Annotated in this window: 14 protein-coding genes and 2 pseudogenes; all 16 read right to left on the reverse strand. The window is 37.2% G+C overall.

What is annotated here, in order from left to right; all coding sequences use genetic code 11:
- On the reverse strand, positions 1-203 hold a 203-nt coding region (locus RTL21_RS08165; RefSeq protein WP_312095120.1), incomplete at its 3' end, for an insulinase family protein.
- Between the two features lie 378 nt (positions 204-581).
- Positions 582-1,535: a polysaccharide deacetylase family protein gene (locus RTL21_RS08170; RefSeq protein WP_312095122.1), complete on the reverse strand. Its 954-nt coding sequence runs from the start codon at positions 1,533-1,535 to the stop codon at positions 582-584.
- A gap of 189 nt (positions 1,536-1,724) precedes the next feature.
- Positions 1,725-3,845: a polyribonucleotide nucleotidyltransferase gene (gene pnp / locus RTL21_RS08175; protein WP_312095124.1), complete on the reverse strand. Its 2,121-nt coding sequence runs from the start codon at positions 3,843-3,845 to the stop codon at positions 1,725-1,727.
- Between the two features lie 233 nt (positions 3,846-4,078).
- A complete protein-coding gene (rpsO, locus tag RTL21_RS08180) occupies positions 4,079-4,348 on the reverse strand; it encodes a 30S ribosomal protein S15 (RefSeq protein WP_312095126.1) in 270 nt (89 codons plus the stop codon).
- Between the two features lie 352 nt (positions 4,349-4,700).
- On the reverse strand, positions 4,701-5,648 hold the full coding sequence (ribF, locus tag RTL21_RS08185; protein WP_312095128.1) for a bifunctional riboflavin kinase/FAD synthetase: 948 nt from the start codon (positions 5,646-5,648) through the stop codon (positions 4,701-4,703).
- Between the two features lie 78 nt (positions 5,649-5,726).
- Positions 5,727-6,644 carry a tRNA pseudouridine(55) synthase TruB gene (truB, locus tag RTL21_RS08190; RefSeq protein WP_312095130.1) on the reverse strand — a complete coding sequence of 306 codons (918 nt, stop codon included), beginning with the start codon at positions 6,642-6,644 and terminating at the stop codon, positions 5,727-5,729.
- A gap of 323 nt (positions 6,645-6,967) precedes the next feature.
- Positions 6,968-7,333 carry a 30S ribosome-binding factor RbfA gene (gene rbfA / locus RTL21_RS08195; protein ID WP_312095132.1) on the reverse strand — a complete coding sequence of 122 codons (366 nt, stop codon included), beginning with the start codon at positions 7,331-7,333 and terminating at the stop codon, positions 6,968-6,970.
- Positions 7,334-7,354: 21 nt separating this feature from the next.
- Positions 7,355-7,636 (reverse strand): DUF503 domain-containing protein, encoded by a 282-nt coding sequence (locus RTL21_RS08200; RefSeq protein WP_312095134.1) that lies wholly within the window; start codon positions 7,634-7,636, stop codon positions 7,355-7,357.
- A complete protein-coding gene (gene infB / locus RTL21_RS08205) occupies positions 7,633-9,810 on the reverse strand; it encodes a translation initiation factor IF-2 (RefSeq protein WP_312095136.1) in 2,178 nt (725 codons plus the stop codon). Before infB ends, RTL21_RS08200 begins: the two co-directional genes overlap by 4 nt.
- A gap of 19 nt (positions 9,811-9,829) precedes the next feature.
- Complete coding sequence (locus tag RTL21_RS08210) at positions 9,830-10,132, reverse strand: YlxQ family RNA-binding protein (RefSeq protein WP_312095138.1); 303 nt, start codon at positions 10,130-10,132, stop codon at positions 9,830-9,832.
- Complete coding sequence (gene rnpM / locus RTL21_RS08215) at positions 10,129-10,413, reverse strand: RNase P modulator RnpM (RefSeq protein WP_312095140.1); 285 nt, start codon at positions 10,411-10,413, stop codon at positions 10,129-10,131. The genes RTL21_RS08210 and rnpM overlap by 4 nt, the downstream gene beginning before the upstream one ends.
- A gap of 11 nt (positions 10,414-10,424) precedes the next feature.
- Complete coding sequence (gene nusA, locus RTL21_RS08220; protein ID WP_312095142.1) at positions 10,425-11,558, reverse strand: transcription termination factor NusA; 1,134 nt, start codon at positions 11,556-11,558, stop codon at positions 10,425-10,427.
- A 96-nt stretch (positions 11,559-11,654) separates the two neighbouring features.
- On the reverse strand, positions 11,655-12,125 hold the full coding sequence (gene rimP, locus RTL21_RS08225) for a ribosome maturation factor RimP (RefSeq protein WP_312095144.1): 471 nt from the start codon (positions 12,123-12,125) through the stop codon (positions 11,655-11,657).
- A 280-nt stretch (positions 12,126-12,405) separates the two neighbouring features.
- A pseudogene (locus RTL21_RS08230) lies at positions 12,406-13,809 on the reverse strand (PolC-type DNA polymerase III); the annotation flags it as partial.
- 1,420 nt (positions 13,810-15,229) lie between these two features.
- Positions 15,230-18,148, reverse strand: a pseudogene (locus RTL21_RS08235) (PolC-type DNA polymerase III); the annotation flags it as partial.
- Positions 18,149-18,303: 155 nt separating this feature from the next.
- Positions 18,304-18,866: His/Gly/Thr/Pro-type tRNA ligase C-terminal domain-containing protein (locus tag RTL21_RS08240; protein ID WP_312095146.1), on the reverse strand; the 563-nt coding region annotated here is incomplete at its 5' end.

The following is an 18,866-nucleotide window of genomic DNA, read 5'->3' on the forward strand; positions in this document are numbered from 1 at the left end:
AATGATTCTGCAATTTCTCTTGCACTGCGTGTTTTTGTTCCTTTAAAAAACATATGCTCTAAAAAATGAGATACCCCATTATTTTTTTCATCCTCTTTCCGAGACCCTGTGCCAATCCATACGCCAATAGCAACAGAGCGAACGGTCGGTATGTTTTCCAATACGATTCTTACTCCATTTTGGCAAGTATATCTTTTGATCAATTATGTTCCTCCTGTTCTTCTACCAAGTTGTAAAAAATAGTTGCGACTGCTAGTATATCTTATTCCTCTTATTTTTTCCAAAACATTGTTTGATTATAATCATAACATATGCAGGTTTAAAATATGAAATAACGATTACTTCCCTTTATAAGGGACATGGTATGTTGATTCTTCTTTATGAAACTTGTTGAAATCCCTTTCCATGTTTTTTAGCAGGGAAACTTCTTCGGAAATATTGCTGCAGACGCTCCCAGTTCCTTCATTCCCACAGAAGTTAAAGCTTACACTTCAATCAACATAAATATACATAATAATGAAGCAAACAACCCTTACAAACCGTTTTTCTTCTTATAGAATACTATAAGATGGAACGAAGTACTATTTTTTTGTATTAACGCTTTCTCTTTCTTCACTAAGCATGTCACTGACTGTATCGATTTTATACCCTTTATTCTCAATTTCAATAATTAATCGCTCAAGACTATTTGTCGTCACTTCGGTTGGATGCATGAGGATTAGAGCTCCATTATGGATTTTTCCGAGAACTCTTTTAAGCAATGTATCAGGGCTTGGTTTTTGCCAATCAATCGTATCTACAGACCATATTACTGTTTTAAGCTTCTGCTGATCCGCAATTTTCACTACTTCATTATTAAAATAACCGCTTGGTGGTGCCAACAAAGTTACTTGCTCGCCTGTTGTTGCTTCTATTACATCATTTGTTTTTACTATTTCCTCATGAATTTTGCTGCTACTTATTTTACTCATATCAGGGTGCGTATAGGAATGATTTCCGAGTTCATGACCAGCTTCTGCAATCATTTTTGCAAGGTCGGGGTTTTTTTGGACCCATCTCCCCTCCATGAAAAAGCTTGCCTTTACATGATGTTTTTTCAATGTTGCTAAAATATCAGGCAGAAACTCGTTCCCCCATGCCACATTTATTATGAAGCTTACCGTCTCTTTGTCTGGATTCCCTTTATAAATGGGGGCAGGTGGTAAGTCAGCTAATGTAATTTGGGGCTTCACTTGCTGAAAGACTAGTTTTTGTTCAGCAAATTTCTTCTGTTTTTTCATCTTTTTATATGATGCATCTACATTGACCTTTAGTCCATTTAATCCAGGAATTGCTTTCCATACAGGATCTAATTTTGCATCAATCGGTTTCTTTTCATATTCCTTTGCTTTATCACTAATGGTTGTATATAAGGAATCTGCTGTTACTGCGACTGAATTTTCTTGTAATGTACTAACATATGTATTAGCTAAAGGATTATTAACTAGAAACCAAGATATAGCAAGAATCCCTACTAGTGCAATTACTTTCTTCATCACCTTTTCCCCTCCTAATTACTACAGTATGATAATAAAGGACAAGGTAGAACGCGAAAATATAGACAATAGCTTATCCTTATTCCCTATTATTTTGGTTCAAGATGGCTTTTTTCATTCCATAAAAAAAGATGACGGATAAAAACTATTAACAGTTTTTATCCATCATCTTTTTATTTCATACTTTAATTAGTTTTTAGCATTCTCTGCTTGTTCTTTTTGTTCTTTCAAAACGGCTTTACGTGATAAATTTACTCTACCTTGTTTATCGATTTCCGTAACTTTCACAAGGATTTCATCACCGATTGCAACAACATCTTCTACTTTGCCAATTCTTTCTTCAGCAAGCTCTGAAATATGAACAAGTCCGTCTTTACCATTAAAGATTTCAACGAAGCAACCGAATTTCTCGATTCGTTTTACTTTACCAAGATACATTTCTCCGACTACTACTTCACGGACAATATCTTCAATAATTTTTTTGGCTTTTGCATTCATCTCATCATCAACAGAAGAAATGAATACTGTACCATCTTGTTCGATATCGATTTTAACGCCAGTTTCTTCAATGATTTTATTGATTTGTTTACCGCTTGGTCCAATAACATCACGAATTTTGTCTGGATTAATAGACATCATTAAGATTTTTGGTGCATAAGAAGACAATGCTTCTCTCGGTGTATTGATCGTTGCCATCATGGATTCAAGAATCTGCATACGACCAATTTTCGCTTGTTGTAATGCCTCTTCTAAAATTTCACGAGATAATCCGTCAATTTTAATGTCCATTTGAAGTGCCGTTACCCCTTTAGAAGTACCAGCTACTTTAAAGTCCATATCACCTAAATGATCTTCCATCCCTTGAATATCTGTTAAAATACTATAATATTCTCCAGATTTAATAAGTCCCATCGCAATACCTGCAACAGGCGCTTTAATAGGCACCCCAGCATCCATCATTGCAAGTGTACTTGCACAAATACTAGCCTGAGAAGTAGAACCATTTGATTCTAATACTTCTGATACAAGGCGAATCGTATATGGGAAGTCTTTTTCTGAAGGGATAATTGGTTCTAACGCTCTTTCCCCTAAAGCACCATGGCCGATTTCTCTTCGTCCAGGTCCACGCATTGGTCCAGTTTCACCAACACTGAAATTCGGGAAATTATAATGATGCATAAAACGTTTCTCTTCTTCTACACCAAGACCGTCCAATATTTGTACATCCCCTAAAGCGCCTAATGTACAAATGCTTAATGCTTGAGTTTGTCCACGAGTGAATAGACCAGAACCATGTGTTCTTGGTAATAAATGAACTTCAGAAGATAGTGGGCGGATTTCTTCTAATCCACGTCCATCTGGGCGAACCTTGTCTTCTGTAATTAAACGGCGAACTTCATTTTTTACTAATTTATCTAAAATTGCTTTCACTTGCTTTAAGTCTTCTTCTTCTGTTTCTTCTGCTTCATATTTCGCTAGAACAGAATTTTTCACTTCTTTAATAGCAGCTTCACGAGCGTGCTTCTCTTGTACACGAATCGCATCTAGCATTTCGCTTTCACATAATGCACGAACGTCCGCTTCGATGTCCTTATCTAATACATACAGAACAACTTCTGTCTTTTCTTTGCCAATCTCTTCAGCAATTTTTTCTTGGAAAGCGATTAGGCGTTTAATTTCATCATGACCAAACATAATTGCTTCAAGCATTACTTCTTCTGGTACTTCATCTGCACCAGCTTCAACCATGTTAATTGCATCCTTTGTTCCTGCAACTGCAAGGTTAATATCACTTTTCTCTGCTTGCTCTACTGTTGGATTGATGACAAATTCGCCATCGATTCTTCCAACATAAACACCAGCGATTGGTCCGCCAAATGGTATGTCAGAAACAGATAATGCTAGTGATGACCCAAACATTGCTGCCATTTCAGATGTACAATCTTGATCCACACTCATTACTAAGCTGACTACTTGTACTTCATTACGGAATCCATCAGCAAATAATGGTCGGATTGGTCTATCGATTAAGCGGCTTGCAAGAATTGCTCTTTCACTTGGACGTCCTTCTCTTTTGATGAAGCCACCTGGAATTTTACCCACTGCATACAGGCGTTCTTCATAGTTTACTGTTAATGGAAAGAAGTCTAAGTTTTTCGGTTCTTTTGAAGCAGTCGCTGTGCTTAATACAGCAGTATCACCATATCGTACGAGCACTGCACCATTTGCTTGTTTTGCTAATTGTCCAATTTCGACTGTAAGCTTTCTTCCAGCCCAGTCAATGGAATAGACATGCTTATCTTGTCCCATTCATAAACCCCTCTCTACTCATTCACTTCATGGAGGTTTCCGGCTAAAAGTACTACCTAAAACCTACGTTTTCTTATAAAATAAAGAATACTATCCTTCCATTTCTCTTCTACTAGTATACACATTTTATGTAACTAAAAAACGAAATTAATTTATGTAATCTATAGAAACCATATGTTAGATTCGCATTTATTTACAATAAAAAAGCGGGAAAAAATATCCCGCTTTTTTAACTATCTACGTAAACCAAGTTTGTTAATTAAAACACGGTAACGTTGAACGTCTTTATTACGTAGGTAAGTTAAAAGATTACGACGTCTACCTACCATTTTCAAAAGACCACGACGTGAGTGATGATCCTTTTTATGTGTACGTAAATGTTCATTCAAGTTATTGATTGACTCAGTAAGGACAGCGATTTGAACTTCTGGAGATCCAGTATCGTTCTCATGCATTTTGTACTCATTGATAAGTTCGTTTTTACGTTCTTGAGTGATTGCCATCCTGTTTCACCTCCTAATTCTATTTCACTTATCCCCAATTTCCGAGCAAAACGTTGGTGATTCGATTTGCCAAGCAAAGGTTGTTTTTAGTACGTATTTAAGAATACCTGTTTTCTTGTGAAAAATCAAGACAAAAGCTATTATTTTTAAAAATAACGAAATACCATAACAAATAGTTTTGCAAAAAGTTAGTACTAATAGATGCCGCAGGCTTGAACATCAGTTTTGATTCTATAAAATCAATTAAAAAGCTAACTAACATTTACAATTACTAGTTTCTTTCAAACTTACTGTGCGGAATATATAATAGTATTTCCATCTTTTCTCTGAATTATTCTAGTATTTTTTACGTTTATTGCGCTTTATCATAGAAATATTGTAAAGCGGTTTGCTTATCTTTTTCTATTTGGGCTACTAATTCGTCGATTCCATTGAATTTTTGTTCGCTTCTTATGCGCTTATGCCATTCTACTGTAACGGAATGACCATAAATATCTTGATGGAAGTCGAATATATGGACTTCGATGCTAGCTGTTTTGTCCTCTGGATGGAAGGTTGGTTTCGTGCCTAAATTACATACTCCTTCATGCCACTTTCCATTTACAAATAAGCGGACAGCATATACACCGAGTGGCGGCAAAATAACATCATTCGATTGTTTCACATTTGCCGTTGGAAAACCAATTGTTCTTCCACGCTTGTCTCCATGAATAACGGTGCCTTTTACCGAATAATATCTTCCTAATAAGGCAGGAACTTTTTCCATATCCCCATTATTGATGAGGGAACGAATTAATGTGGAACTTACTTTTTCCCCTCCAAAGGTTTCTTTCCCAATGATAGTTGTTTCGTATTGTCCCCGGGAATGTTCAGAAAGGGTTTCGGCAGTCCCTTGCGCTTTCTTGCCATACGTATAATCAAACCCTGCTACAACATGCTTTACATTTAAGCCAATTAAATACGTATCAACGAATGCTTGAGGTGGTAAACTAGCAAATTCAATCGTGAAATCAACAATAAATAAATAATCAATTCCCAATTTTGCTAATTGTTCAACCTTTGATTCAAAAGAGGTTAAGTAATCTATCTTTTTCGTTTTCCCACCAAGCACAATAGAAGGATGGGGATCAAATGTCATAACAGCACTGCTCCAGCCATTTTGATCGGCTACTCTTTTTGCTTCGCCAATTACTTTTTGATGGCCAAGATGCACACCGTCAAATGAACCTAACGCGATGGAAATTGGCGGATAATCATGCTCTTTATTTCGTTCTGAATGATTTATTCTAACTATCTTCACTACGCTACTCACCTTTTCTAGCTCAAATTTCTTTATCCTTTTTGTCACACTTTACAAGGTGTGCGAAGCATTGATTCATTACTCCAAGATTTTTAATATTTTGGATGGTTTTATTAATCCTTTTTTGGTTGGATGCTGAACATATATCGCTAACGCTTCACCAGATGTTTTTTGAATGACAATTGGCTCCTTTTCATCCAATAAATGACCAGGAGCTTCTAATACCGTTCCGTTTCGTACCTTCATAGCTAATGTATCATTTATTTCATATTTCGGCAAATGTAAAAGCGCGTCTTCAATCGGGTAAATAAACTTGTCAAGAACCCCTTTTTCTACATATTCTTCAAGCTCTTCAAAAGTTACACATTCTTTCTCCGTGAATGTTGCAGAACGAGTTCTAGATAAGTCTGACATATGAGCAGGATACCCTAATTTTTCTCCTATCATCACAGCAAGCGTTCTAATATATGTTCCCTTACTGCAGCTTACTTTAAAACGAAAGGATACGGTATCACCCTTTAGTGCCTTCCATTCCTCTATTAATTCCAATGCATAAATGGTCACTTGTCTTGAAGGTCGTTCAATCACTAATCCTTGTCTTGCATATTCATATAGTCTTTTTCCATTTACTTTAACAGCAGAATACATCGGCGGTGTTTGCGTAATTGTACCTGTTAATTCTTGTAATATCGCTTCTATTTTATCTCTAGTAATGATTTCTGTTACGTTTTTTTCCTCTACTTTTTCTCCAGAACGGTCCTCCGTTGTAGTAGAGTAACCAATTGTTACTTCCCCTACGTATTCTTTGCCTGCATCTGTTATATATTCAGCTATTTTCGTTGCTCTCCCTAAACAAATCGGCAATACACCCGTTACATCTGGATCCAATGTCCCAGTATGACCAATTCTTTTCATATGTAAGATCTTACGTAAACGAAAAACACAATCATGTGAAGTAAGCCCCTTCGGCTTCCATAGCGGTAAAATCCCTTCCATATACCTCATCCTTTATTCATTTATAAATTAAATAATTAATGCGAAAATAAATTTTGCTCTTTCTAGTAATGTCATTTAAAATTCTGAGTTGATTGTAGTGGAGGGAACTTGACTCCTGCGGGAGATGAGGGAAATGAGAGACCCCACAGGCAAAGCCGAGGAGGCTCGCATCCCTCCCCGCGGAAAGCAAGTTCCTGGAACGGAAATCAACGGGCTTTGTTCGAAAGTTAACTTTATTTAAGCCTCTATAAAAAAACTCCTACCGTCCCATATCCATAACCATTATGGAAAAAGTCCGATAGGAGCATACTTATTTCTACATCTTATCTTTCGTCGTTACTAGACGGATTTTCTTTTGCGATTTGATGCAATAATGTATCAATTCTATTTCCGTAATCTATCGACTCATCAAATTCAAAAGTAATTTCAGGAGTTTTGCGTAAACGAATTCGTTGTCCAATTTCTGAACGGATAAAGCCTTTCGCTTTCGCCAACCCTTTTAGCGTATTTTCACGTTGTTCTTGATCTCCAAGTACGGAAATATACACGGTCGCTTGTTGAAGGTCACCAGTAACGTTAACATCTGTTACCGTTACGAATCCGATGCGAGGATCTTTTATCTTACGACTGATAATCTCGCCCAATTCCTTCTTCATTTGTTCACCAACACGATTTGGTCTTAGACTCATCGCGCAATTCACCTCATTTTATTAAAGCCATTCTATATCTGTCAATGTTCTCTCAATTTCAGGGAAAGAATCAATAAATTGCTGAGCTTGCTGCAGCACACCTTCAACTGAAACGCGTGCAGAAGCAACCGTAACAATAGCAAGCTTTGTTCTTTGCCAAGTATCTTGAAAGTCAACCTCTGAAATAGAGATATTAAATTTTTGCTTTAAGCGGGTCATAATTCTTTGCAGAACTGCCCGCTTTTCTTTTAATGAGTGGGCATCATAAATGATGCATTCCACTGTCATTAAACCGATTATCATTTACGCTCAATTTCTTCCATTACATATGCTTCGATAATATCGCCTTCTTTAACATCGTTAAAGTTTTTGATTGTGATACCACACTCGTAGCCTTGAGCTACTTCTTTAGCGTCGTCTTTGAAGCGTTTTAATGCATCGATTTCGCCTTCGAAAATTACAATACCATCACGGATTAAACGGATTCCGCTGTCTCTTGTAATTTTTCCGTCTGTTACATATGAACCGGCAATTGTTCCGATTTTCGAAACTTTGAATGTTTGACGAATTTCAGCCTGACCAATAATTTTTTCTTGGAATTCAGGATCAAGCATTCCTTTCATCGCAGCTTCAATTTCTTCAATTACTTTATAGATAATACGGTGTAATCGTACATCTACTTCCTCTGCATCTGCAGCTCTTTTTGCATTTACATCAGGACGTACGTTAAATCCGATTACAATCGCATTTGATGCTGCTGCAAGTGTAATATCTGATTCATTAATTGCCCCAACACCAGTATGAATGATTTTAACGTTTACGCCTTCTACTTCAATTTTATAAAGAGCGGCTGCTAACGCTTCTGCTGAACCTTGAACATCGGCTTTAAGAACGATATTAATATCTTTCATTTCCCCTTGTTTCATATGTTCAAACAGATTATCAAGACTGATTCTTGTTTTCTCTGATCTTTGTGCTTGAATTGCTTGTGTAGAACGAGCTTCTCCCACTTGTCTTGCTGTTTTCTCATCATTGAAGACAACAAAGCGATCACCAGCTTGTGGAACCTCATTTAAACCAGTAATTTCAACAGGCGTAGATGGTCCAGCTGATTTTACACGTCTACCTAAATCGTTAACCATTGCACGAACACGACCAAATGTATTACCAACTACAATTGGATCTCCAATGCGCAATGTTCCATTTTGGACAAGTAAAGTTGCTACAGAACCTTTACCTTTATCTAACTCTGCTTCAATAACCGTTCCAACCGCGTTTCGGCTTGGATTTGCTTTATATTCTTCTACTTCACTTACTAATAGAATCATTTCAAGTAAGGAATCAATACCTTCTCCTGTTAATGCGGAAAGTGGTACAAAGATAGTTTCCCCACCCCAAGCTTCCGGTACTAATCCATGTTCTGTTAATTCCTGCATTACTCGATCAGGATTTGCTGTTGGTTTATCCATTTTATTGACTGCAACAATAATTGGAACCTCAGCAGCCTTCGCATGGTTGATTGCTTCGACTGTTTGTGGCATAACACCATCATCAGCAGCTACAACAAGAATTGTTATATCAGTGATTTTTGCACCACGTGCACGCATTGTTGTAAAGGCTGCGTGTCCTGGTGTATCAAGGAATGTAATCTTCTTGCCATTTTCTTCAATTTGATATGCACCGATATGCTGTGTAATACCACCAGCTTCTCCTGCTGTTACTTTTGTATTACGAATACTGTCAAGCAATGTTGTTTTTCCGTGGTCAACGTGTCCCATAATTGTAACAACAGATGGACGCTCTACTAATTCTGCATTTTCATCATCTGCAAAGTAAACTTCTAGGTCTGTTGTATCGATTTTAATTTCTTCTTCAACTTCAACCCCGTAATCCGTACAGATTAACTCGATTGCATCTTTATCTAATTCTTGGTTGATTGTTGCCATTACACCAAGAAGGAATAATTTTTTGATGATTTCAGATGGTTCACGATGCAATTTTTTTGCTAATTCAGCAACGGTTAAAGACTCACTGAATGTAATTTTTTCCGGTAATTCTTTTTCCTTTTTCGGTGCAGGTGGCACTACTGGAGCAGCATTTTGCTTCCCTTTACGGTTGTTGTTTCTATTTTTATTATTATTGTTATTATTGTTGTTGTTTTTTGGTTTATTAAACCCTGGTTTATTATCTTTAGTATTTTTCACAGATTGATTTACTTTCCCCTTTTCAGCCATTTCATCGCTTTCTTTTTCATACTCGTCTGCGATATTTTTAGCAGCCGATTTTTGAGCCGGTGCTTTTGGCTTATTTTCTTCGTTCTTTTTATTATATACACTATCTAATTTTTTTATTGTGTCCTCTTCCAATGTTGTCATATGGTTTGAGACTTCTACGTTCATCTCTTTTAATTTAGCAATAACATCCTTGCTTGAAATGTTATATTGTTTTGCGTATTCATATACTCGCACTTTACTCATCATTTCACCCCCGCTAGAATTAATCGAGCAGCGTTAAAAGTTTTTTTGCAAATCCATTATCCAAAACAGCGACAACCACTCGTTCCTCTTTCCCTATTGCTTTCCCTAGGATTTCCCTATTTGAAACAAGCTTTACTGGTACTTTATAGGAACGGCATTTATCTGTGATTTTCTTTGTCGTGTTTTGTGACGCATCTTCCGACAATAATATTAGCTTTGCATTACCGCTTCTAATTTCTTTTACGGTCAATTCCTCACCTGAGGTTATTTTCCGCGCTCGATTTGCTAAGCCAAGTAATGACATCCACTTGTTATCGTTCATTTGGATTGTCTTTGCTCCTTATCTATTAGTTCTAACAGCTCTTCATAGACGGAATCATCTACTGTAACTTCTAGCTGATTAGAAAGAATATTCTTCTTCTTGGCTAATAGTACTGCTTCTCTATCCAATGAAAGGTATGCTCCACGACCGGATTTTTTCCCTGTTAAATCGACGGATACATCCCCTTCTTTGGAACGAACGATGCGAACTAATTCTTTTTTCGGCTTCATTTCACCGGTAGCAACACATTTACGCATTGGTACTTTTCTTGGTTTGTTCACAAACATTCACCTCAGATCTCGAAATCTTCCGTGTTTAAACGGAAATCATCCTCTTCTTCACCCACATCATCAAATTTAATTAATGAGTTTTCTGTTGGATAAATTCCAGCTTCTCTTGCTTCTGATTCAGATTTGATATCAATTTTCCAGCCTGTAAGCTTTGCTGCTAAGCGCGCATTTTGTCCTCTCTTACCGATTGCTAATGACAATTGATAATCTGGAACAATAACCGTTGTTGCTTTGTCTTCTTCATTCACCATTACTTCTAATACTTTTGAAGGACTTAAAGCATTTGCGACGAATACTGTCGGATCACTAGACCACTTAACAATATCGATCTTTTCCCCTTTTAACTCATTCACAATCGTCTGTACACGAGTTCCTTTAGGACCAACGCATGAACCTACCGGATCTACTTCTTCGTTATCAGAATGAACGGAAATCTTGGAACGATCTCCCGCTTCACGAGCAACTGATTTAATTTCAACTGTGCCATCATAAATTTCTGGCACTTCCATCTCAAATAATCTTTTTAGTAAACCAGGATGCGTTCTCGAAACAAAGATTTGTGGACCTTTTGTTGTCTTTTCCACTTTTGTTAAGAACACTTTGATTCGATCATGTGGTTTATAATGCTCATTCGGCATTTGCTCATTTGTTGGCAAGATTGCTTCAATTTTGCCTAAACTTACGTAAATAAATTTACTGTCTTGGCGTTGAACAATCCCCGTCATGATATCTTCTTCGCGATCGATAAATTCGGAATAAATAATTCCTCTTTCCGCCTCGCGAACTCTTTGTGTTACTACTTGTTTAGCTGTTTGAGCAGCAATACGCCCAAAATCTTTTGGTGTAACTTCAAGTTCTACAACATCTTCTACTTCATAGTTCGGATTAATTTTTTGTGCATCTTCCAAAGAAATTTCAAGACGTGGATCAAATACTTCATCTACCACTTCTTTTCTAGCAAACACACGCATAGAACCTGCACCTAAATTTAAATCGATTCGTACGTTTTGTGCTTGGTTAAAATTTCGACGATAAGCAGAGATCAAAGCTGCTTCAATTGCATCCATGATCACTTCTCGCGATATTCCTTTTTCTTTTTCAAGTAACACTAGAGCATCAACTAATTCACTGCTCATGAGCGTGTATCCCCCTTTATTCTCTATTATAAATAATAAGCTGACCGTAAAGTAACGAAGCTTTTTCTAAAGCTTCTTTAAGGTCTTTATAAAATATCAAAAAGTAACTGCAAGCCTTGCTTTTGCAACCTTTTCGTATGGTATCTCAATCATTTTCTTTCTCGTCTTAATTTTCACTTCGACTGTCACTGTTTTGCCATCAAAAGCAGTTAAGATTCCTTCGAAGGTTTTTTCCTTTTCAATTGGTTCATATGTTTTAATATGAACATTTTTCCCAATCGCTTTTTCGAAATCTTTGTCTTTTTTCAATGGTCGTTCTGCTCCAGGTGAAGAAACCTCTAGAAAGTAGTTTTCTGAAATCGGGTCGACTTCATCTAACTTTTCACTCAGTTTTTCACTAACGACTGCACATTCATCAATATCCACACCAGTTTCTTTGTCTATATACACACGTAAAAACCAGTTTGGTCCCTCTTTTACATATTCGACATCTACTAATTCTAAATGTAGTTCATCTAAAATGGGATGTACCATTTCTTCCACTATTTGTGTTACTTTGCTCAACATTTTTCCCTCCTTAAGCAAGGAACCTTATTATGTTTTTAGAGTCAACTTAGCAAACTAAAATATGTACACTTGTTGCTCATCCACCAAATTAGTGCGATACCATTCGCTAATTTGTTTCATATAGAAAAAACCCTAATACAAACAGGAAAGAGTGGGTTGCCCCACTCTCCATTCGCGAAAGTTATTCTTAGTATTTCCAATTAAACTATACCATAACCGCTTCATTTATGCAAATGAAAGTCCGTTGCTTCAACGTTTCTTCCTATTTCTAAATACATTTTTAGAATAAGGAAAGCTGGTTTTGATCTGGCATATCAGCTAAGCATCCGTGATTGTCAAGATATTGCATAATCGTTTTGGAAACTTTTCCGCGTTGCTGTAGATCCTCTTTCGATAAAAATTCCCCATTTTTTCTTGCTTCGACAATATTAATCGCAGCATTCGTTCCTAATCCGGGGATACTGTTAAATGGCGGAATAAGAGAGTTCCCTTCAATAATAAATTCAGTAGCACTGGATTTATATAAATCGACCTTCTTAAAGGAATAGCCTCTTTCTACCATTTCAAAAGCTAGCTCCATTACGGTTAACAAGTTCTTCTCTTTTGTTGATGCATCCAACCCTTTTGAACTAATATCATCTATTACTGCTTTAATACTATGGGAGCCTTTCACCATTGCATCAACATCAAAATCATCTGCACGAACAGTGAAATAAGCAGCGTAATAAAGCAATGCATGATGCACTTTGAAATAGGCAATTCTCACTGCCATTAAGACATAGGCAGCGGCATGCGCCTTAGGGAACATATATTTTATCTTTTTACAAGAATCAATATACCATTCAGGTACTTCGTTCTTTCTCATTTCTTCTTCCATCTCATCTGATAGACCTTTCCCTTTACGAACGCTTTCCATGATTTTGAAAGCGAAACTTGGTTCTAATCCTTGATAGATGAGGTAAACCATAATGTCATCACGACATCCGATAACTTCACTTAAATTACAAATATTATTATGAATAAGTTCTTGAGCATTTCCTAACCAAACATCCGTACCGTGAGATAGACCAGAAATCTGTACTAATTCAGAAAAGGTTGTTGGCTTTGTATCTTCTAGCATTTGTCGAACAAATTTTGTTCCAAACTCAGGAATACCAAATGTACCAGTTTTACAATAAATTTGTTCTGGTGTTACTCCAAGGGACTCAGTCCCACTAAAAATTTTCATTACTTCAGGATCATCTGTCGGAATCGTCTTCGGATCGATACCACTTAAATCTTGAAGCATTCTGATAACAGTCGGATCATCGTGCCCTAGTATATCTAGCTTTAGAACATTATCATGGATGGAATGGAAATCAAAATGGGTTGTTTTCCATTCAGAATTCCGATCATCCGCTGGAAATTGAATTGGCGTAAAATCATATACATCCATATAATCTGGAATAACAATGATACCCCCTGGATGCTGTCCAGTTGTACGTTTAACACCTGTACATCCAGATGCTAATCGGTCGATTTCCGCTCCGCGAATTTGCAGATTATTATCGTTTTGATATGCCTTAACATAGCCATATGCCGTTTTATCAGCAACAGTACCAATTGTTCCTGCACGGTACACATACTCTTCACCGAATAGTACTTTTGTGTAGTTATGTGCCGTTGGTTGATATTCTCCGGAAAAATATGGCAATAGGTAAGCCTTTGATGTCATCTCTAGCTTTTCCCCTGCCCCACACCGCACGTGACCCTTTCGGTGTCATACGGCGCTCTATCGTCTTTATATTTACGATAATTTAAACCACTAACGCTTGGAGTCCTACAACCTTGCGTAGTGTATTGAGTTTCTTTAATTCTTTGGCGTCTAGTGTATTGACATGATAATAGTTTGACCAATTGTTCTTCTTCCAGTGTTCCTTTTCAAGTTACGATAAGCGAGCAGAATATTTTCTTCTGAGATGATTAAATCGTACAGCTTTTTAAAATATTTTCCACTTTTACTTTCAGCACCGGTTCTGTTATCATTCATTGTTGATTATCTTGTAGGTATGAGAAATTATAGGTGGAAAATTTCCGGCTAATGTCTATAAAACGAGCATAAGTAGCAGATATAAGCGGAGATATTCCGGATAAATGCTCTAAATAAGACAAAAAACAAAGATTTGGAGAAGATAAACGGAAAAACTCCCCTTAATTTTAAGAAAATATGGATATTTCCTAATTTAAGCGTAATTTCACCTGTTATTTATCATAAACATTACAATCAACAATCAGCTATAACAAAGCCTCAGCATAAAAATCGTCAAATGTTTCTTGAACATTAAAGTATTCTTAATTTCTTAGCTTTTGAACCATTAAGTCAGCCAACTAATCACCTCCAAGAAAGGCTTTCGTTTCTATTTAGTCATACAAGAATACTGACTTGTGTAGGATTTGTATCGTAAAAGACGACTTAAGCCCTTCCCTCAGAACTGTTTTTCCCTCGGACCTATTCAGTATATTTGGTCGTCATCAGCAGTTCCTACAATCGGTACTACGGCTTTACTGCCACTTCGACAAATCTTCATTGTACTCAAGCTGAGCTTTTTGAAGAACGACTTTCAATCGGTGTGTAATCACCTCAAGTCTCCGAAGCTTCCCACGTTCCGTTAACTCTATCTATACATACTTCCGTAGGTTTCCTCTAAACTCCGTCTAGCTTGATAGCTCCTATAAAGCTATATGGATTTTCATAACCTAACGTTTACTCATCCACACTAGAAAGTCCTATTAGGACCCCTAAGCATTTCTACTTAGTGACATTCACGAAGAGTCAGTCGAGGATTCGTCCAGATAACTCTATCCATACTAACCATAGAAGTTTTGTAGACACCCGGCCTATCGTTTACAACCCTATTAGGGTCTTGCCTCACCAATATGTGTTAGGGTAAACTTCAGCCGACTTTAGCGGGCTTCAAACGAGTTCAACTATTTACATTGTCTCCTTCGCTTGCCGCAGATTCAGTGAGTGTGTTTCAAGGCGTTACCCTATCATTCCACACTTTGAGTTAACAGTTCTCCTAGCAAAAGCTAGTGACCAATCTTTTCAATTGATAACGTGGCGCACTCAAATCAATATCGGGAACCTTATCTCCTTTAAATCCAAGGAAGGTTTCAAACGGAATATCATGGCCATCTTTCTTCAGGCGAGCCCCACAATTTGGGCAATTCTTGTCAGGCAAATCAAATCCAGAACCAACAGAACCATCATTAAAGAACTCCGAATATTTACATTCTGCGCATATATAATGAGGCGGAAGCGGATTAACCTCGGTTATCTCTGTCATTGTTGCAACAAAGGAAGAACCTACTGATCCACGGGAACCTACTAAATATCCATCATCTAATGATTTTTTCACGAGTTTATGCGAAATCAAATAAATAACGGCAAATCCATGTCCAATGATACTTTTCAGTTCTTTTTCTAAACGAGCTTCTACGATTTCAGGAAGTTCATCCCCGTAAATTCGTCTCGCCATTCCATAACTCATTTCACGCATTTCTTCTTCTGAGCCTTCAATTTTTGGTGTATAAAGATCATCCTTGATTGGTTTAATGACATCAATCATATCGGCTACTTTATTTGTATTTGTGACGACTATTTCCTTTGCCTTCTCTGGGCCGAGGAAACTGAAGCAGTCCAGCATTTCATTCGTTGTCCGGAAATGTACATCTGGAAGCTTATGGCGGTTCAGTGGATTCGCTCCACCTTGTGACCCAACCAAAATTTCTCGATAAATCTTATCATTGGGATTTTGATAATGAACATTTCCTGTTGCGACAACAGGAATGTCTAATTTATCGCCTAACTTTACGATATTACCGATTATTTCTTCTAACGCTTTTTCATCTTGCACTAGCTCCATTTCGATTAAATGAGCGTAAACCTCTTTTGGCATTACCTCTAAATAATCATAAAATGGAGCAATATCTTCTACTTCCTCAGGAGCCTTTTGCATCATCGCTTCAAAGACTTCCCCTTTATCGCAGGCTGAGCCTACTAGCAAACCTTCTCTATATTTTTGCAGTACAGATCTCGGAATACGAGGAACACGATAGAAGTAATTAATATGGGCAATTGATACGAGCTTAAATAGATTTTTTAAGCCAACCTCGGTTTGCGCAAGGACGGTACAGTGGTAAGGACGAGCTCTTTGGTATGCATTTCCCTGCCCCATATTATCATTTAATTGATTATGATTAAGAATTCCCTTTTCAGAAGCATCCTTCAGCATTTTCAAAGCAAGATACCCTGTCGCCTCTGCATCATAAATAGCGCGGTGATGCTGGGTTAATTCGATATCAAATTTCTTCGCTAACGTATTCAACCGGTGATTTTTCATTTCAGGATATAAGAATCTACCTAATTCCAACGTATCGATGACCGCATTTGTCGATTTTGGCAAACCAGCCTTCTGGTATCCGACATTTAAAAAACCAACGTCGAACGAAGCATTATGGGCAACTAAAATACTATCGCCTGTCCACTCTGCAAACTTTCGTAAAACGATATCAATTTCAGGTGCACTTTCTACCATATCATCAGTAATTCCCGTTAAATTAATGGTTGTGGCAGAAAGACGATGATGAGGATTCGCAAAGGACTCGAACCGATCAATGATTTCCCCATTATGAATCTTCACTGCTGCAAGCTCAATAATCGTGTTATACACGGCTGAAAGTCCTGTCGTCTCTACGTCGAACACAACATAGGTAGCATCCTCTAGCACAATATCCTTTGGATTATAGGCAATCGGAACTCCGTCGTCTACTAGATTCATTTCAACTCCGTAAAGAATTTTAACATCGTTTTTCTTTCCAGCACCAAATGCTTCTGGGAAAGATTGAGCAACAGCGTGATCTGTAATAGCAATCGCTTTATGCCCCCATTTTTTTGCTTGACCAACAAGGGTAGCTACCGATGAAACAGCATCCATTTGACTCATTGGGGTATGAAGATGTAACTCTACTCGTTTTTCATCCTCTTTAGCTGTATCTTTCCGCTCCACTGGCTTAATTTCATTTAAATCATTTCCAATCATCACTAAATCGCGAACGAATGTATCATTTTGAATGCTTCCACGTGCTCTAAGCCACATGCCCTTTTTGACTAATTGGAAAAGTGCTGCATCTTCTTTATCACGAGAGAACATTTTTACAAGAATAGAACTTGTGTAATCTGTTATTTTAAAGGTTAGAAGGGTTCGGCCACTGCGAAGCTCTTTCGTTTCTGCAAAAAAGACATATCCTTGAACGGTAACACGTCTCTCTTCATCTACTATCTCTTCCATGCGACGATAATCACTATCATCCTTAATCGTTAATCCAATTGTTAATGGACCACTTGGTATCGGTGAGTCTCCAGCTTCTTTCTCCGCTTCCATCTTTTGAATGTCTAGTAGAGCTTGCTTTCCTCTCTCCTCATCCTCTTTTTGTTTCGCAAGTAAAAATTGTTCATACTCTGAATTCGATTTTTCCTCTACTATCTCTGTATCTAAACTCATTGCTGGAAAGCCAAAATACTGATAGGCATCCGTAATCAAGCTAGCATATTTTCGTTTGATTGCTAAGCCTTCCATCTCATTTCTAACTTGGATAGTTAGCTTATTCCCATTAAATTGGGGTACTTGCTCATTTAATAGTTTTAATAACGGCGGCGAAATTCCTTGCATTTCTTCAATACAAGCTGACCAATAGTCACGAATTAATACATCTGTGACGATTCCATTTCTTACTCGAATATCATACGTAATGGTAGCAATATGTGAAAAGCTACTTTTTAACTTTGCAGTAAATAATTGATAGACTTGAAATGGAATGATATCGTCAAATAAAAAATGAAAATGCCATTTTTTGGACCGCTTTTCGACAACAATTTTTTCAATGCTGGCGTTGCGAAAATGGGAAACATATTGATCGTCCGTTAATTGCAATTGTTGCAGCAAAATCTGGAAACGATCTACTTTCCCCTGTATATCACTCATTTATGTCGCTCCTTCCAATCTTGCTAAAATCTATAAAAATTATTATAGCACAGAAAATCTGTTCTTTTACTTAATGCAGTTTAGCATACAATCGAATACACAAAAAGAAAAAGATTTAGCCAAGTGCTAAATCTTTTTCTTTTATCTTTTTCAAATTATCCCTCTACTTGCGTTAAACGAAGGATAGTTGCTACAAGTTCACTTTCATGAACTTCTAGCATTTCTCCTGTACTTCTTACTTTCACTTCGACAATTCCTTCAGATGCTTTTTTCCCAACTGTTATACGAATTGGTAAACCAATTAAATCAGAGTCAGCAAATTTTACACCCGCACGCTCTGCACGATCGTCTACTAATACATCTAAGCGATTAGCTTTTAATGCAGTATATAATTTATCTGTTAACTCATTTTGGGCATCATCTTTTGTATTCACCGTAATTAAATGAACATCAAATGGTGCTACAGCATTTGGCCATACAATTCCTCTTTCATCATTAAATTGCTCCACGATTGCTGCCATCGTTCTTGAAACACCAATTCCATAGCAACCCATAATAAGAGCTTGGCTTCTACCGTTTTCATCTAAATAAGTAGAACCCATTGCTTCACTATAACGAGTACCCAGCTTAAAGACATGACCTACTTCAATTCCTTTTGCAAACGTAATTGTGCCTTTTCCATCTGGTGAAAGGTCTCCTTCTTGGATAAAACGAAGAT

It is taken from the genome of Niallia sp., assembly GCF_031978665.1.
In the GTDB taxonomy this organism is placed as follows: Bacteria; Bacillota; Bacilli; order Bacillales; family Cytobacillaceae; genus Niallia.